This window comes from Lysinibacillus sp. FSL L8-0126 (assembly GCF_038630385.1).
GTDB lineage: Bacteria > Bacillota > Bacilli > Bacillales_A > Planococcaceae > Lysinibacillus > Lysinibacillus fusiformis_D.
Map to the genome: position 1 here is coordinate 2,726,213 of NZ_CP152028.1, position 16,586 is coordinate 2,742,798.

The 16,586-nt window shown below is 37.7% G+C and carries 17 protein-coding genes and 1 riboswitch; of the genes, 11 read left to right on the forward strand and 6 right to left on the reverse strand.

Annotation, left to right across the window (positions count from 1 at the left end; translation table 11 throughout):
* Positions 1 to 85 precede the first annotated feature (85 nt).
* Both MHI34_RS13410 and hisJ read right to left on the reverse strand, forming a co-directional pair.
* Positions 86 to 565: a GAF domain-containing protein gene (locus tag MHI34_RS13410; RefSeq protein WP_036118867.1), complete on the reverse strand. Its 480-nt coding sequence runs from the start codon at positions 563 to 565 to the stop codon at positions 86 to 88.
* A gap of 24 nt (positions 566 to 589) precedes the next feature.
* Complete coding sequence (gene hisJ / locus MHI34_RS13415; protein WP_340809348.1) at positions 590 to 1,384, reverse strand: histidinol-phosphatase HisJ; 795 nt, start codon at positions 1,382 to 1,384, stop codon at positions 590 to 592.
* Positions 1,385 to 1,547: 163 nt separating this feature from the next.
* On the opposite strand from hisJ, the gene ezrA reads away from it, so the two are divergent.
* The 5 genes from ezrA to MHI34_RS13440 all read left to right on the forward strand — a co-directional run bounded on the left by ezrA (position 1,548) and on the right by MHI34_RS13440 (position 6,634).
* Positions 1,548 to 3,248 (forward strand): septation ring formation regulator EzrA, encoded by a 1,701-nt coding sequence (gene ezrA / locus MHI34_RS13420; protein ID WP_036118869.1) that lies wholly within the window; start codon positions 1,548 to 1,550, stop codon positions 3,246 to 3,248.
* Between the two features lie 86 nt (positions 3,249 to 3,334).
* Positions 3,335 to 3,802: a GNAT family N-acetyltransferase gene (locus MHI34_RS13425; RefSeq protein ID WP_340809846.1), complete on the forward strand. Its 468-nt coding sequence runs from the start codon at positions 3,335 to 3,337 to the stop codon at positions 3,800 to 3,802.
* 106 nt (positions 3,803 to 3,908) lie between these two features.
* Positions 3,909 to 5,063: a cysteine desulfurase family protein gene (locus MHI34_RS13430; RefSeq protein WP_036118871.1), complete on the forward strand. Its 1,155-nt coding sequence runs from the start codon at positions 3,909 to 3,911 to the stop codon at positions 5,061 to 5,063.
* On the forward strand, positions 5,063 to 6,274 hold the full coding sequence (gene thiI / locus MHI34_RS13435; RefSeq protein ID WP_036118873.1) for a tRNA uracil 4-sulfurtransferase ThiI: 1,212 nt from the start codon (positions 5,063 to 5,065) through the stop codon (positions 6,272 to 6,274). Before MHI34_RS13430 ends, thiI begins: the two co-directional genes overlap by 1 nt.
* A gap of 144 nt (positions 6,275 to 6,418) precedes the next feature.
* Positions 6,419 to 6,634, forward strand: a complete 216-nt coding sequence (locus MHI34_RS13440) for an alpha/beta-type small acid-soluble spore protein (RefSeq protein WP_036118875.1) — start codon at positions 6,419 to 6,421, stop codon at positions 6,632 to 6,634.
* Positions 6,635 to 6,704: 70 nt separating this feature from the next.
* Here the strand turns inward: MHI34_RS13440 and thiE are convergent, their stop codons facing one another.
* Genes thiE through thiM form a run of 3 tightly spaced genes read right to left on the reverse strand, consistent with a single transcriptional unit; the run spans position 6,705 to position 8,915 of the window.
* Entirely contained in the window at positions 6,705 to 7,346 is a 642-nt protein-coding gene (gene thiE, locus MHI34_RS13445) for a thiamine phosphate synthase (protein WP_342503532.1), read from the reverse strand.
* On the reverse strand, positions 7,336 to 8,160 hold the full coding sequence (thiD, locus tag MHI34_RS13450) for a bifunctional hydroxymethylpyrimidine kinase/phosphomethylpyrimidine kinase (protein WP_036118890.1): 825 nt from the start codon (positions 8,158 to 8,160) through the stop codon (positions 7,336 to 7,338). Before thiD ends, thiE begins: the two co-directional genes overlap by 11 nt.
* Positions 8,148 to 8,915 (reverse strand): hydroxyethylthiazole kinase, encoded by a 768-nt coding sequence (gene thiM, locus MHI34_RS13455; RefSeq protein ID WP_036118892.1) that lies wholly within the window; start codon positions 8,913 to 8,915, stop codon positions 8,148 to 8,150. Before thiM ends, thiD begins: the two co-directional genes overlap by 13 nt.
* Positions 8,916 to 9,007: 92 nt before the next feature.
* A riboswitch (TPP riboswitch) is annotated at positions 9,008 to 9,105 on the reverse strand.
* A gap of 190 nt (positions 9,106 to 9,295) precedes the next feature.
* Here thiM and MHI34_RS13460 point away from each other — a divergent pair.
* The 5 genes from MHI34_RS13460 to MHI34_RS13480 all read left to right on the forward strand — a co-directional run bounded on the left by MHI34_RS13460 (position 9,296) and on the right by MHI34_RS13480 (position 14,374).
* Positions 9,296 to 10,897 (forward strand): acyl--CoA ligase, encoded by a 1,602-nt coding sequence (locus MHI34_RS13460; RefSeq protein ID WP_340809343.1) that lies wholly within the window; start codon positions 9,296 to 9,298, stop codon positions 10,895 to 10,897.
* Between the two features lie 166 nt (positions 10,898 to 11,063).
* Complete coding sequence (gene sppA, locus MHI34_RS13465; RefSeq protein WP_036118896.1) at positions 11,064 to 12,077, forward strand: signal peptide peptidase SppA; 1,014 nt, start codon at positions 11,064 to 11,066, stop codon at positions 12,075 to 12,077.
* Positions 12,078 to 12,089: 12 nt separating this feature from the next.
* A complete protein-coding gene (locus MHI34_RS13470) occupies positions 12,090 to 12,716 on the forward strand; it encodes an RDD family protein (protein WP_089934178.1) in 627 nt (208 codons plus the stop codon).
* Between the two features lie 134 nt (positions 12,717 to 12,850).
* A complete protein-coding gene (tpx, locus tag MHI34_RS13475) occupies positions 12,851 to 13,354 on the forward strand; it encodes a thiol peroxidase (RefSeq protein WP_004226187.1) in 504 nt (167 codons plus the stop codon).
* A 90-nt stretch (positions 13,355 to 13,444) separates the two neighbouring features.
* Complete coding sequence (locus MHI34_RS13480; RefSeq protein ID WP_271910709.1) at positions 13,445 to 14,374, forward strand: class I SAM-dependent methyltransferase; 930 nt, start codon at positions 13,445 to 13,447, stop codon at positions 14,372 to 14,374.
* Positions 14,375 to 14,583: 209 nt separating this feature from the next.
* On the opposite strand, the gene MHI34_RS13485 is transcribed toward MHI34_RS13480, so the two are convergent.
* Positions 14,584 to 15,033, reverse strand: a complete 450-nt coding sequence (locus tag MHI34_RS13485) for a universal stress protein (RefSeq protein WP_036118901.1) — start codon at positions 15,031 to 15,033, stop codon at positions 14,584 to 14,586.
* A gap of 425 nt (positions 15,034 to 15,458) precedes the next feature.
* On the opposite strand from MHI34_RS13485, the gene ald reads away from it, so the two are divergent.
* Complete coding sequence (gene ald, locus MHI34_RS13490) at positions 15,459 to 16,574, forward strand: alanine dehydrogenase (RefSeq protein WP_036118902.1); 1,116 nt, start codon at positions 15,459 to 15,461, stop codon at positions 16,572 to 16,574.
* Positions 16,575 to 16,586 lie beyond the last annotated feature (12 nt).

The window sequence follows — 16,586 nt, forward strand, 5'->3', positions numbered from 1 at the left end:
CGAATAAGGCGAAATGTCTATGGCTGTACAAATAATTTGCCCTGAAATGACAATATAAAACATTTCAGGGCAATTTTTTAATATTTTATAAATGAAGAAGTAATGTTTGGACAAATTGTTCTAAGCCATTGCGGTCTTCCTCTGAAAAACGGCTCACAATGGGGCTATCAATGTCAAGGACACCAATGATCTTGCCTTGTTTTATCAATGGAATCACAATTTCGGACTGTGAAGCAGCATCACAGGCAATATGTCCTGGAAATTCGTGCACATCTTTGACAACAATCGTTTCTTTCGTTGCCACAGATGTTCCACAAACGCCACGGCCAATGGGGATTCTCACGCAGGCTGGAAGACCTTGAAAGGGTCCGAGTACAAGCTCATTTTCTTGTAGGATATAAAAGCCAACCCAGTTAATGTCAGTTAAAAACTGATTTAAAAGTGCTGAGGCATTACTTAAATTGGCGATCAAATCTGTTTCGCCAGTCAGTAGTGCATCTAATTGTTTGGATAATGTCAGATATTGGCCAGCAATTGATCCTTCGTAATTAATTTTTGTAAACATATAAGCACCTCGTTTAAAAATTATTTATATTGGTAATATAACATTATGATGTTGATGTAAGTCCGTTGCGCTATGTGCATCCGAACCAAATACATATGGCAGTTCAATAGCTTGACTATACTTGATAAAAGTAAATGGAGGGTAAGGCTCCTGACAATATTGTTTGCTTAAACCAGCACTATTTATATCTAGCTCATAGCCCCCACATTTCATGCTGTCTAATACTTCTTTGATGCGTGAGGCATCATTGATTTTTTCATTATGCACTAGCTGAAATTTATGAACAAGAGATGGATGCCCAATCCGCTTCGGCTTGTATGGACCAAGATCGGCCTTAATGGATTGTAGGACAGTATCATAATATAAATCATAAACCTGTTTAACAGAGCCAACTTTTTTTGAAAAATCAATAAAGCACTCAGGAGAAAAGTCGATACATACAAAGGAATCTTGCCATTGCAAAAAATGGACAGACAAGATCGCATCATCTAAAAAATGTCCATATGTATCAAGGAATTGCCGAGTTTCTTGTTCAAAACCTTGGATATAGTCAACTTCTAACCCAATTCGGATGCGAATATCTTGTGCATACTGTTTTTGTAGGTGTTGCAATTCCCCAAAGTAGGGCATGAGATCATGTGGATTCATTCCGCTATCTTTTTGCGGGGTAGGATCGACAAAATTTTTTGGTAATGGGGCATGTTCAGTAAAGGTGATATCAGTGAAATGGTGAGAAATTGCTTTTTCAATATATTGCACGAAAGAGTCTGAACTGCCATGTGGACAAAAAGGACCATGTATATGCCCATCACGTTTCATAATTTACCACTCCTTTAGCTCTATAGATGCGCTATTTAAGTATTTCACAATAGCGAAAATACAGTTTTCTGAAAAACACTTAAATTTTAGTACAAAAGGCGAAAACATAGTATATAATAAAGACAACTAGCCAATTCGTTTATTGTAGAATAGGAGGCTTACGATGGAGTATATCATCATTCCGATTATCCTACTATTAATTTTAGCCATAGTAGGATTTATGATGCGAAGAAAACATGTTGCAATCATTGCAAAACTTGAAAATGAAAAATTACAAATTCAACATAATCCTATAAATGAAGAAATTTCAAAAGTAAAATCTTTAAACATGAACGGTGAAACGGAAGAAATGTTTGAACGATGGCGCAATACTTGGGATGAGGTCATCGATGTACATATGACTAAAATTGATTCATTGCTATTTGATGCTGAGGATCAAATTAATCGACTTCGTTTTAAAAAAGCGACGTTTATAGAACGTGAAATTGAAGATTATATTGAGAAATGCGAACAAGATAAAGATAAAATTTTAGAAGAACTGAATGAATTAATTGGCAGCGAAGAAAAAAATCGAATTGAAATTGAACAATTAAAGGAATATTATCGCTCAGCAAGAAAGACTTTGCTTGCTCACCAACATTCATTTGGTGTAGCGTTACCTGCACTTGAGAAAAAGCTAGAAACATTTGTACAAAAGTTTGAAGAGTTTGATGTATTGACAAATGATGGGAATTATTTGCAAGCACGCGAAATTGTCATTAGTTTAAATCAAGAATCACAGCAGACCTTTGAATTTATTAATGATGTCCCAACTATTTTAACGGAATTACAAGTGAAGCTACCAGGAGCGGTTCAGGAATTGCGGAATGGTCAACGTGAAATGGAAGATCAATCTTACTATTTACAGCATTTAGAATTGACTGAGGCATTAAATAAGTATGAAAAAGAGTTTGATGAATTAAAAAAAGACTTAGCAGCGCTTAATTTAACAGTAGTTAAACCTCGTGTGACAGAAATAAATGAAGAAATCGATCATTTTTATGATTTACTTGAAAAAGAGGTTATTGCTAAAAATTACGTTGATCAAAATTGTGAGCGTCTATTAAGCTCCATCACTAATGTTATTTCTTCAACAAAATTAGTGAATGATGAAGCGACCTATGTGCAGCAAAGTTATCATTTGAACGAAAAGGATGCAGAAATTCCGAAAGCTGCATTAAAGCAATTGGAAGCATTACAACGTCGCTACGACTTATTAGCTATGCGTGTGAGAGAAGAAAAATCGGCTTATTCTAGTTTACAGGAAGAATTAATCGAAATTAGTGAAGAGCTTGAACGAATTCATGAGGAGCAAGGACATTTATCAAATACAATGAAGAAACTTCGAATTGATGAAAATAAAGCCCGCGCTCAAGTTGAAAATTTAAAGAAAATATTACAAGATACAGATCGCTTATTGAACAAGGCCAATATCCCAGGAATCCCTGAGGAAATGGATGCACGTCTTGATGAGGCTGCAGAGCACATCTACATTGTTATGCAAAGCCTGCAAGAAGTACCATTAAATATGGGGACTGTTCATAATAATTTAAATGCTGCCACACTGTGCGTAGAGGATGTAAAAGTCAAAGCACATGAGTTAATAGAAAATGTTATGCTTATTGAACGTATTATTCAGTATGGAAATCGTCATCGTGCTTCGAATCCAACATTGAACGCGCGTTTAAAAGAAGCTGAAGAGGCATTCCATCAATTCCGTTATGCGAAAGCATTAGAAGAAGCAGGAACAGCTGTTGAAGAGATGGAGCCAGGTGCTTTAAAACGTATTCAAGAAATGGTTGCAGAAGAGTCTATGTCAAATTAATTCAAATAACTGTTAGCTGTCTAAAAAGTATAGCGATTACTTTTTAGACAGCTTTCTTTTTAAATAGAGGGAAAGGTGTGATACGGTTGAAGCTGTCGCTACGAGAAATGAATGAGAAGTATGCGAGTGAAATTTTACAATGGCATTATGCAGCACCATATGATTTTTATAATAATGATTTATCAGATGAAACCTTACAAGAAATGCTCGAAAATCCCTACTATGCTATCTTTAATGAGCGGGAGGAGTTAATCGGCTATTATTGCACAGGCACAGCCGCACAAGTACCGAAAGGACATGACATTGGGGCATATGCAGCATGCTATGTAGATATCGGCATCGGTATGAAGCCCAATCTAACTGGTCAAGGCTTAGGGACGGCATTTTTTTCGTTTATTGTCAAAACAATTCAACAAGAGCATCAACTACCGCTTCGTTTAACTGTGGCCCGATTTAATAAGAGAGCCATTTGTCTTTATGAAAAATTCGGCTTTATCAAAGATAGTGAATTTAGTACACCAACAGTCTTTATTACAATGTTGAAAAAAGTGTAATATGCTATTTAAAATTTGAAGAATCGTGAAAGTTAGTGGTCAATCGCCAAAGATTGCGTTATGATAAATACCGTTAAATCAACGTTTTGAAAGTGTGTGAAAAGTGATGGTTAAGACAATTTATTTAGATAATAGTGCAACAACAAAACCTTTAACAGAGGTTATGCAGACATTTATGGTAGTGAATGAGCAGTATTATGCCAATCCTGCATCCATCCATGCCATGGGAGTTGAAGCAAATGATTTATTAATGCGTGCACGTGAGCAAGTAGCAGATATTTTGCAGACAGAGGCAAAAAATGTGCTATTTACTTCAGGTGGGACCGAGTCAAATAATGCAGCTATTTTTGGTATAGCACGTAGTAATACACATATAGGAAAGCATATTTTAACGACTGAAATAGAACATCCATCGGTTTTAGAAACAGTTAAACAGCTTACAAAAGAGGGCTATGAGGTTGACTATCTTCGAGTTGATCAACATGGAGTCATTTCTTTAGAGGAGCTGCGTGCTAAAATACGTAAAGATACAATTTTAGTTAGCATTATGCATGTGAATAATGAAATGGGTGCTATCCAGCCTATTAAGGAAGCAGCAGCAATGATTCATGAAATGAGTAGAGCAGCTCTTCATGTTGATGCTGTTCAAAGCTTTGGGAAATTAGCTGTGTCCTTTAATGGAGAAGAAGGTCCAGACAGTATTGCTATTTCTGGTCATAAAATTCATGGCTTTAAAGGCTCAGGTGTATTAGCCTTTCGTAAAAGCATGAGATGGCAGCCTTATGCACTTGGTGGAGGTCAGGAATTTGGTTTGCGAAGTGGTACTGTAGCGGTACCGCAAGCAGCTGCATTAGCAAAAGCGGCTCGATTAGCAGTAGAAACATTGAATGACCGTGCAATGAAATACCGTCAATGGCAAGATGAAATTCGTACGCAACTAAAAGGATACGGAGAGGCAGTGCATATTTTATCGACTCCACAAGGAGCTGCACATATTTTATCGTTCAGTGTTCGTGATTTAAAAGGGGAAGTCATTATTAATGCTATGCAAAAACGTGGCATCATTGTGTCAACATCAAGTGCTTGTTCATCGAAGCAAACGAAAACAAGCCATGTTGTCGAGGCTCTGCACCTCGATGAGCATTATAAAAAAGGTGTAATTCGTATGAGCTTTGGTGCGCATAACACAGCACAAGATATAGAAAAGTTTAAACAAGTACTAGCAGAAGTCATGCTGGAACTCAAAGGAGAAATTAAGTAATGATTTGGAAAGAAATTTTAATTCGATATGGTGAGCTTTCTACAAAAGGTCGCAACAAAATGGATTTTATCCGTCGCTTACGTGAAAATATTCGTCATGCTTTTGCCGATCTAGGACAACTGCATATTCGTACAGAGCGTGATCGTATGTTTATTGCTATAGAAAACGAAACACAAATGCAGGCACTCGTAACAGGCTTACCTAAAATTTTTGGTATTCAATCTTTTAGCCCTGTGGCTGCATGTGAAAAAGATATAGAAAGTATGAAGAAACTTGCCATCACTATAATGGAGACATTTAAAGATGAGCAGCATACATTTAAAGTAGAAGTGAAACGTACCGATAAAACATTTCCTTTAGAATCTCATGCTATCCAACGTGAGATTGGTGGCTATGTTTTACCGCAATTTCAAAATTTATCAGTCAAAGTGAAGCAGCCTGATATTGAACTACGTGTAGAAGTTCGTCATGATGCAACATATATGATGGCACAAGTTATTCCTGGCGCAGGTGGAATGCCTGTAGGGTCTAATGGAAAATCTTTATTAATGTTATCTGGTGGTATTGATAGCCCTGTTGCAGGTTATTTAATGATGAAGCGAGGCGTGCGATTAGAAGCGATTCACTTCTTTAGTCCACCATATACAAGCGAAAATTCATTAGAAAAAGTAAAGGTACTTGCCAATGAACTAACGAAATTTGGTGCTAGTATTCGTTTACATGTCATTCCATTTACTGAAATACAAGTTCTTATTAAAGAGAAAGTGCCTTCTAATGTATCGATGACAACAACACGCCGTATGATGTTGAAAGTAGCTGATCAGGTGCGTGAGGAAATTGGGGCACTTGCCATTGTAACAGGTGAAAGTCTTGGGCAGGTAGCGAGTCAAACGCTTGAAAGTTTAACAGCGATTAATGCTGTAACGAATACACCTATTTTGCGTCCGTTAATTTCATCAGATAAACTCGAAATCATTGATATTGCAGAAAAAATCGGCACATACGAAACATCTATTCAGCCATTTGAAGATTGCTGTACGATTTTTACACCTACAAGTCCAAAAACAAAGCCGAAGCTTGAAAAGGTCGAGCATTATGAAAGCTTCTCTGATTTTGATGAGCTAATCGAGCGAGCAGTAAAAAATCGAGAGGTCTATATTTTCCCTAAGAAAGAAGAGCAACAACAAGATAAGTTTGCAGAACTATTATAAGGATTCAAAGCCGTCTCAAAGTCCATTTTGAGACGGCTTTTTTATATTACTGGCTAGATGCCATTAGAGGTACAATTTACCTTTAAAATTTTCGTATTAAAAATCGAATATCGCACATTCTATATTCACAAGGAGGTGAGACACATGACTTCAAACAACAACCGCAGTTCAAACAAGCTTGCAGTACCTGGTGTACAACAAGCACTAGATCAAATGAAATACGAAATTGCACAAGAATTTGGTGTTCAATTAGGAGCTGAAGCTTCAGCTCGTGCTAACGGTTCCGTTGGTGGTGAAATCACTAAACGTCTTGTACAAATGGCAGAATCTCAATTAAAAGGTATGCCAAACAACCAATAAATGCTGACTAAGCATTTATAAACTTAAAACCAGTGACCGTAAAAGGCACTGGTTTTAGTTTGTTTATAGATCATTTTTTTATGCGATATAATGACGTAAATGTAGATACAGTGTGTGCAATGTCTTGACTTTCACAGATAGCAGAAATAACGGCAACACCATCAGCACCTGCTTGAAAAACAGAATGTGCATTTGTACAAGTAATCCCACCAATCGCTACAATCGGTAATTCAGGATAAAGATGATAAGCTTGCTGTAAAAAATTTGTACCGCATGGTGGTTGTGCATCACTTTTAGATGTTGTTGCAAAGATTGGACCAATTCCTACATAATCAGCATGATGGTCTATAGCTGTTTGTAATTCTTCCTGTGAATGTACAGAAACACCAAGTATCATGTTCCCGATTTTTTTACGTGCCATTTCAACATCTAAATCATCTTGTCCAATATGAACGCCATCGGCACCAATTCGCAAAGCGAGCTCTATATCATCGTTAACGATAAACGGTACATTATACTGCTGACAAAGTTTTTGACATTGGCGTGCAAATTGTTCATAGGCTAATCCAGTTAAGGCAAGAGACCCTTTCTCGCGAAATTGAAACATCGTAATGCCAGCTTGCAATGCCTTTTCGAGGAGATGGATGGGATTTTGTTGAAAAACATTGCCTGTCCCCATAATAAAATAAAGCTGTAAATCCTCACGTTTCATGAATAATTACCTCACAGGCTTCCTTATGCTGTTGATAAGCGAAATGATTTGTAGGTCCGTGCCCGTTGCCGATGGCTAAATCATGCATAATCGCTAATTGAATAAATTTTTTAGCTTCGATAATAGCCTCTTCCATCGCTAAACCTCGTCCAAGAAAAGCAGTGAGTGCTGCTGAAAATGTACAGCCAGTACCATGTGTATTTTTGGTTTGGATTCGTGGAGACTGCATCGAAAAAGATTGTCCATTTTTGAAAAATACATAATCAATGGCATAAAGTGGTTCTGCTAAATGCCCACCCTTTACAATGACGCATTGTACACCTAGCTGTAAAAAGCTTTGAGCCACTTGTTTCATATCCTCAAAATGGCGAATGGTTCTCCCCGTGAGAGCCTCTGCTTCGGGTATATTTGGCGTAACAATCGTAGCTAGTGGTAGTAAAGATGAGCGTAACGCCTCAATAGCTTCTTGCTGTAATAAGCTTTCTCCACCTTTTGCAATCATCACGGGATCCACAATTAGTGGTATGTTTAATTCACCGATCATGCGTGCGATGGCTTGGATAATACCAGAGGAATAAAGCATGCCTGTTTTCATTGCAGCAATCGGAAAATCTTCGACTAACGCTTGAAATTGTTTTTCCACAAACGAAATGTCAATGGGGAAAACACCTGTCACGCCTGTTGTATTTTGTGCAGTTAAAGCTGTAATAACGGAAGTGCCGAACACCTCTAATTCCTGAAATGTTTTTAAATCAGCCTGTATACCAGCACCGCCACCACTATCTGATCCAGCAATCGTCGTTACAATATGCATGATGCTTCACCATCCTTTGATAAACGATGTATAGCATTAAGCAAAGCTATTTGAAAATCACCGATATCTGCAGTGAATGCAGAAGCTAGTACCGCTGCCTTTTTATAGTAAGTGAGTGTTTCTGCTAATTGGTTGTATGGCTTGTTACCTGCGACATAGGCAGCACCACAAAGCGCACTAAGTAAACAGCCAGTACCAGTGACCTCTGTCATTTGTGGGTGGCCACCAGCTATCCACTGGCTATGCTCACCATTTGTTATAAGATCACGTTCACCTGTTACAATAACGATACAATTATATCGTTGTGCCACTAGTAATGCTTCCGTCTCCAGTGACATGGAGCCATGACCACTATCTACACCTTTCTGTTGCCAATCTACATTGGCTATAGCCGCAAGCTCACCGATATTACAGCGAATTACGGCAAATTGTATGTTTTCAAGTAAGTATTGAACGGTTTCCTTGCGATAAGTTGTAGCCCCTGCCCCAACTGGATCTAATATAACTGGAATGCCAAGTGCATTAGCTTTTTTTCCTGCTAACAGCATGGCGTTTTTGGTGCGAGTATTGAGTGTCCCGATATTAATTAATAATGCTTGTGCCATTGCTACCATTTCCTCAACCTCTTGGCTATCGTCAGCCATAACGGGCGAAGCACCTAATGCTAATAAACCATTTGCTTGGAAATTTGCCACCACATAGTTTGTGATGCAATGAATAAGTGGTTGCTGTTGACGAATTGTTTGAAATATCATTTTAATTTTAGTCCTCCTTTGTGGATGGACGTAAGCATGCAAAAAGGCTCTTTTTATGTGAAAATACACGAAAAAGAGCCTTTCATCTGAAAAAATCGATGTCTGTTGCTCCCTACGTCAGTATTAACTAACAGGTTCAAAGGGTCAGGTTTTACCTTCTCAACTCTTTCGAGTCCCCCTGCAATTTTGCTTTTAGTTGACCAAAATGTACCATACTTTTCATTTGTATTCAATAGCTAGTTTTCCTATCGACAAAACGTGACTGATGCCATATAGCTAGGTATGATAGTTGTCATGACTTTACCTAAATTAAGCGCAAACCATTGAAAATACTGAAAAAGGAGTTTTATAATGTGTCATAGCAAAAGGGGGCATTTGCCATGAAAAGACAAGATTTAGTTGCACCAGAATGGTATAACATAACAGAGGAAATTGAAAAATATGCTCAGGATGCAACGAAAAATGCTTTAATTATTTATGAAGAAAATCAAGCTGTACAATTTATTACATATGCACATTTGATGGAAAAAGCGAATCAAGCAGCACATGTTTTCACCTTACAAGGTTTAACGAAGGGTGATGTGATTTTAGTGATGGTACCACGCTCAGTGGAAGCATATATTGTTTATATTGCAGCATTAAAAGCAGGTTTAACCATCATTCCAAGCTCAGAAATGTTAAGAACAAAAGATATTGAGTATCGCATTCATCACGCCAATGCTAAAGGGGTTGTTGCCTATGAGCCCTATATTGAACAATTTGATGAAGTTGGAAATTTACAGGGCATACAGCAATTTGTCATAGGGAAAGCACATGAGCCTTGGCAGCCTTTACTAGAAAAAATGCACCATCAACCTACAACTTACATAAATCCAACTCCGATAAAAAGTACTGATAATGCATTTTTAGCCTATACAAGCGGCACAACAGGTAACCCGAAGGCAGCGGTACATACACACAGCTGGGGCTATGCTCATTTACGAACAACAGCACCACATTGGTTAGGTGTACAAGAAAATGATATTGTTTGGGCAACAGCAGCACCTGGATGGCAAAAATGGATATGGAGTCCCTTTCTCGCTACATTAGGCAGTGGTGCTACTGCATTTGTTTACAAAGGTAAATTTGATGCGGCTTCCTATTTGGCAATGCTTGAAAAATTCAAAATCAATGTATTATGCTGTACACCAACTGAATATCGTTTTATGGCATCACTTGAAAATTTACACGCATATGATTTACATGCAATTCGCCAAGCTGTATCAGCAGGTGAACCATTAAATAGTGAGGTTATCAACGTATTTTCAGAAACATTCCATTTACAAGTGCGAGATGGCTATGGTCAAACGGAAAATACATTACTTGTTGGTACAATGGTAGGGATGGAGGCGCGAGTTGGCTCAATGGGAAAACCTACTCCTGGCAACACCGTTAATATTATTAACGATTTCGGCAATCCTGTTGCAGTGGGAGAGGTGGGTGATATTGCTGTTCATCGTGAAACACCAGCTCTCTTTAAAAAATATTTAAATGATCCTGAACGTACAAATTTACAATTCCGTGGTGATTGGTATATAACAGGAGATCGTGCCTACAAAGATGAAGATGGCTACTTTTGGTTTGAGGGTCGAGGAGATGATGTCATTATCTCCTCGGGTTATACAATTGGTCCCTTTGAAGTAGAGGATGCTTTGATGAAGCATCCAACTGTGAAAGAAGCTGCTGTCATTGCCAGTCCAGATAAAGTTCGAGGAAATATTGTAAAGGCATTTATTGTTCTTCGTAATGGTGAAATTGGTGATGAAACACTTATTCAAACACTTCAAAGTCATGTGAAATCATTGACTGCCCCATATAAATATCCACGTGCTATTGAATTTGTCGAAGAGCTACCCAAAACATCCTCTGGAAAAATTCGACGAGTTGAATTACGACAACAAGAAACAAAGCAATGCCATTCATCATCATTTCCTAGGAAATAATGTCGAAAATCAAAGTTCATGCAAAGGTATGGACTTTGATTTTTTTTATTTTTTTAGGTAAGGTAATATGAGGAAATAAATAGCAACAAGCTTTTTGCATATTATTGCAAAAAAATGAAACAAATAAGCAAGTCATTCGTATTACGTGTTGAGGAGGCGGAAAGACATGAATGTAAAAAGGTGGGTTGCTTTAGTAGTCGCAGGTGTTCTTTTACTATTTTCATTAGGAATTAACACCATTTTTGCCCTATTTAAAGCAGATTTCCTAGGTAATTTTGATAGTTTGATGGCTGGGAATAATTTAGATGTATATGAAAATGTCATTGAAGGGGACAATTTTGATAAGCGAATTGCTTATTTAAAGGTAGATGGAGCGATTCAAGATATCGGCTCAAGTACATTATGGCAACCAGTTGCCTATGATCATACATTTTTCTTAGAGCAATTGGATAATATTTTGTATGATGATTCGATACAGGGCGTTGTTTTAAGCGTCAATTCACCAGGTGGTGGTGTGAAAGAATCAGCAGAAATCTATAAAAAGCTGCTAAAAATTAAAGAAGAACGACAAATTCCAATTTATGTATCGATGGATTCGATGGCAGCATCAGGTGGTTATTATATTTCAGCACCTGCAGATAAAATCTTTGCCCATCGTGATACAATAACAGGCTCAATTGGCGTCATTATGCAATCCATTAACTACCAAGCATTGGCTGAAAAAGTAGGTGTTAAATTTGAAACGTTTAAATCAGGGGAGCATAAGGATATGCTAAGCCCAATGCGTGAAGTGACACCAGAAGAACGTGCAATGATGCAGGATATGATTAATGAAACGTATGAAGAATTTGTAGACATTGTAGAGCAGGGACGTAATATGTCTGAAGCAGAAGTGAAGAAGGTTGCAGATGGTCGTATTCTTGGTGGCACAAAAGCGCTTGAAGCAGGTTTAATCGATGAAATTGGTGATGAAGAAGCAGCCATCGCTGCTCTACGTGCAGATTATGGACTGGAAGATGCTGCTTTATTTGAGTATGCGTACGATATGGGAGGCTGGCAATCATACGTTGGGATGAAAATTGGCTCCATGTTTGGTCCATCTGCAGAAGAAAAAATGCTAATGAAAATTATGACCGACTACAGTGCACCGAAAATGATGTATTTATACGGGGAATACTAAGGAGGGAGTACAATGACAAACAATGAATTTGTTATGCAAGGTTCACCCTCTATGGAAAATGGCTTTCTTATGAACGCTCCAGATGAGTCAGTAAAGCATAAAAACTATGCTTTAAAAACGGCTGGTTTTTGGATTCGGTTTTGGGCATTTTTATTAGATGGATTCATTATTTCTGCTGTAGTTGGAATACTTATCAATCCTATCTTTTATCTAATGGATTGGTCCTTATCAGAATCTGTTTGGTATGCACCGATTTCAATCATCACAGCGATCCTCTATTATAGCTATTTTGTACTGATGACAAAGTTCTTTGGGCAAACACTTGGAAAAATGGTTTTTGGCTTACGTGTTATTTCATTAAAGCATGATAAGCTTACTTGGTCAGATGTGTTATTCCGTGATTGGATTGGCCGCATTATTAATAATATTTTTATGCCTCTGTATATTTTGGTAGTCATTTTACCAGAAAATCAAGGGTTACATGATTATTTTGCAGATACAGCAGTGGTGCACGAAAAAGTCTTTGTTGAAAAGGATCCAGCACCAGCCGCTTTGCCAAAACAGCAAGAGCAGATAGAAACGACTGTGCAAGAGGAAAAAATAGAACTAGCCAAGCTAGAGGAAAAAAATGAACAATAAACAAAAGGCTGTCTCCTAATTCGAGACAGTCTTTCCTATTTCTAAGCTAGTTCTTCTAAAGTAAGCTATCTTAGTTGCAATTAATTCCCTTCATTTAGTAATATTATGTACATATGAAATAAGGAGGCGTTTATATGGCACAAGTAACATTTAAAAATGGTCCAGTAACACTAGTAGGAAATGAAGTAAAGGTGGGCGATCAAGCTCCAGATTTTACGGTATTAGCGAATGACCTATCACCTGTAACATTAAATGATTCAGAAGGCAAAATTCGTCTATTTAGTGTTGTACCATCATTAGATACTGGTGTATGTGATGCACAAACACGCCGTTTTAATGAAGAAGCAGCTAACCTGGGTGACAATGTAGTTATTTATACAGTATCTGTCGATCTTCCATTCGCTCAAAAGCGTTGGTGTGGTGCAGCAGGTATTGATGCGGTGCAAACTGTATCAGATCACCGCGATCTTTCATTTGGTGAAGCGTATGGCGTGTACATTCAAGAATTACGTCTTCTGACACGTGCAGTATTCGTTGTGGATGCAAATAATAAAGTAACATATGTTGAATATGTACCTGAAGCTACAGATCATCCAAACTATGAAGCGGCCATTGCAGCTGTTAAAGCACTAGCATAATGAGCTGCTTTTAGGCTAAGATAATACTAGACAAAGGGGCTGTGACGAGAGTTTGTCACGGCTCTTTTCTGCGTGAAAGGAAGTTTAAATATGGAAAATATCGAGAAATTATTTGGTCTGCTAAATGAGCATGCTGAAAAGATCGAAAAAGAACAAGATTTAACATTGTTAGAAGGGTTGCTAGATGGTCTTGAGGCATGGCTTGATGGCGAAGTGAATTTTTCACAAAAGGATGCAACAAAAGAGGATATTCGCAAAGCTATTCAAATCGCTATTTTAAAAGGAATGCGCAAAGGGTCGCAGCCAAACCATCAAATGACACCTGATACGTTAGGGTTACTAGTTGGCTATTTTGTGGAGCAAATATTTGAAGAGCGCCTTGCAAACGAAAAAATGTCAATTATGGACCCAGCCGTAGGTACGGGGAATTTACTACTAACAGTCATGAATTTATTAGATGGAAAAGTGGAAGCGACAGGCGTAGAGGTTGACGAGCTATTAATTCGTCTTGCTGCTGCTACTGCTGATTTAACAGAACAGCCTATTTCCTTATACCGTCAAGATGCCTTAGAAGATTTATTGGTAAACCCAGTGGATGCCGTTGTTTGTGATTTACCTGTAGGCTATTATCCTAATGAAGAAGTAGCACTCGATTATGAATTATGCGCAGCAGAGGGGATGAGTTATGCTCATCATCTATTCATTGAGCAATCGATGAATTATACGAAGGATGGCGGCTATTTATTTTTCCTTGCGCCATCACATCTTTTTGACTCCGAGCAGTCTAAGCAACTACACAAGTACATTCAAAAGCATGCTTGGATTCAAGCTATTATTCAATTACCTGAGGCTATGTTTGCCAATAAGGCATTAGAAAAAAGTATTGTGATTTTGCAAAAGCAAGCAAAGGAATTGAAAGCACCTAAAGAAGTACTATTAGCAAAAGTACCGAATATGCAGAATAAGCAAGCTCTTGCGCTGTTCTTTGAAAAAGTGAGGATGTGGAAAGAGGGCAAATAATTGCTCTGGAAGCCGACATAAGTAAAACGATGATGTTACTACTAGCAGAAAAAAACCTTTTGGTAAGGTGAGGGTGATTTCTGTTGGACCAGCGTCCTTTAGAATGAAAAGCCTTTTTCACCCTTCATAGAAATTCTAGTGATCGTTTTGTTTTTCAACACAATGTAAAAAGGTATCCTATGGAAGGATACCTTTTTATGTATTGCGAATTAGTTTTCTGGTGTACGGATAACAAGTACGTCACATTTAGCTGAACGTACAATTGCTTCAGATACTGAACCGATTAGGAAGCGTTCAACTGCATTTAGACCAGTTGCACCACAAATGATTAGATCTGCGTCTACGACTTTAGAAAGCTCTTTTGTAATGATATTTTTAGGAGAGCCGTACTCAATGATAAGATTAACGTTTGTTAAGCCTTCATCTTCAGCTTGTTTTTTGTAACCATTTAATAGCTCTTCAGAGAATGCTTGAGCACGTTCTGCAATGGAACGGTCATATGCTTCGATTGCAGCGAATGAACGTGTATCAATAACATTTACTAGATTTAAGACAGCACCTTCGTTTCGTTTTGCAACATCAATTGACTTACGAAATGCATATTCAGCTTCTTTTGAGCCGTCTACTGCAACAACAATGCTTTTATAATGATTAGCCATTTTGAAAAACCTCCCTGATTTGTATATGTTGATTATACCAAATGATTTTCTAAAGGAAATACTTTCCGAAAGAAAAATATGAAAAAGTGAAGACATTTCATTTCAAAATGTCAATTATATACACTTACTTAATTCCCACTATTTACAGCGTGTAAACGCCTTTTGATCGGTAGAACTTGTGGAAGTATTTACTTCGTTAGCAACTGTTATAGCCGTCTTTTTAGTTTTCAAATATAATAATTTATACCATTATTCATCGTTTAAATATTTAGTATTTTATAAATGTTAGAAATTTTATTTGTATTTGCTTTAGTTAAAGCTTTTTTTGCATTTGTTTGGTAATATGGAATGGCAAGGGGTGCATCAATTCTTAGTTACATAATAATGATGCTTATTTTTTATGCTATGGAAGGGGATAGGAAACAATGAAGATTGGTATTCCAAAGGAAATTAAAAACAATGAGAATCGTGTAGCCATGACACCAGCAGGAGTTGTAACTTTAACACACGCAGGTCATGAGGTATACATTGAAACTGGAGCAGGCTTAGGGTCAAGCTTTACGGATGCTGATTACATTGCAGCAGGAGCTCATATTGTTCAAACTGCTAAAGAAGCATGGTCACAAGAAATGATCATGAAGGTAAAAGAACCTGTAGCTTCTGAATATGATTATTTCTATGAAGGTCAAATTTTATTTACGTATTTACACCTAGCGCCAGAGGTTGAACTAACTCAGGCACTTTTAAATAAAAAGGTTGTAGGTATTGCCTACGAAACAGTGCAATTAGCAAACGGTTCATTACCATTGTTAACGCCTATGAGTGAAGTAGCTGGTAAAATGGCTACGCAAATCGGTGCACAGTTCTTAGAAAGAAACCATGCTGGTAAAGGTATTTTATTAGGTGGCGTTTCAGGTGTGCAGCGTGGCAAGGTGACAATAATCGGTGGTGGCATCGCAGGAACAAATGCTGCAAAAATCGCTGTTGGCATGGGTGCGGATGTGACAGTAATCGATTTAAGCCCAGAACGTTTACGTCAATTAGAAGATCTGTTTGGTCGTGATGTTCAAACATTAATTTCAAATCCTTATAATATTGCAGAATCAGTGAAAGATTCAGATTTAGTCATTGGTGCGGTGTTAATACCAGGCGCAAAAGCACCGAAACTTGTTTCTGAAGAAATGATTCAGTCAATGCAAGCTGGCTCTGTTGTAGTCGATATTGCGATTGACCAAGGCGGTATTTTTGCTTCGTCTGATCGTGTGACAACTCATGATGACCCAACATATGTGAAACATGGCGTAGTACATTATGCAGTAGCAAATATGCCAGGAGCAGTACCGCGCACATCAACAATTGCTTTAACAAATAATACAATTCCATATGCACTTCAAATTGCAAACAAAGGCTATAAACAAGCTTGCCTAGATAATGCGGCACTGAAAAAAGGTGTGAATACATTAGATGGACAACTAGTCTATAAAGCAGTGGCAGATTCACAAGGTCTTCCATTTGTCGAAGTGGATGAGTTAATTCAATAAATCAAAAAAGGA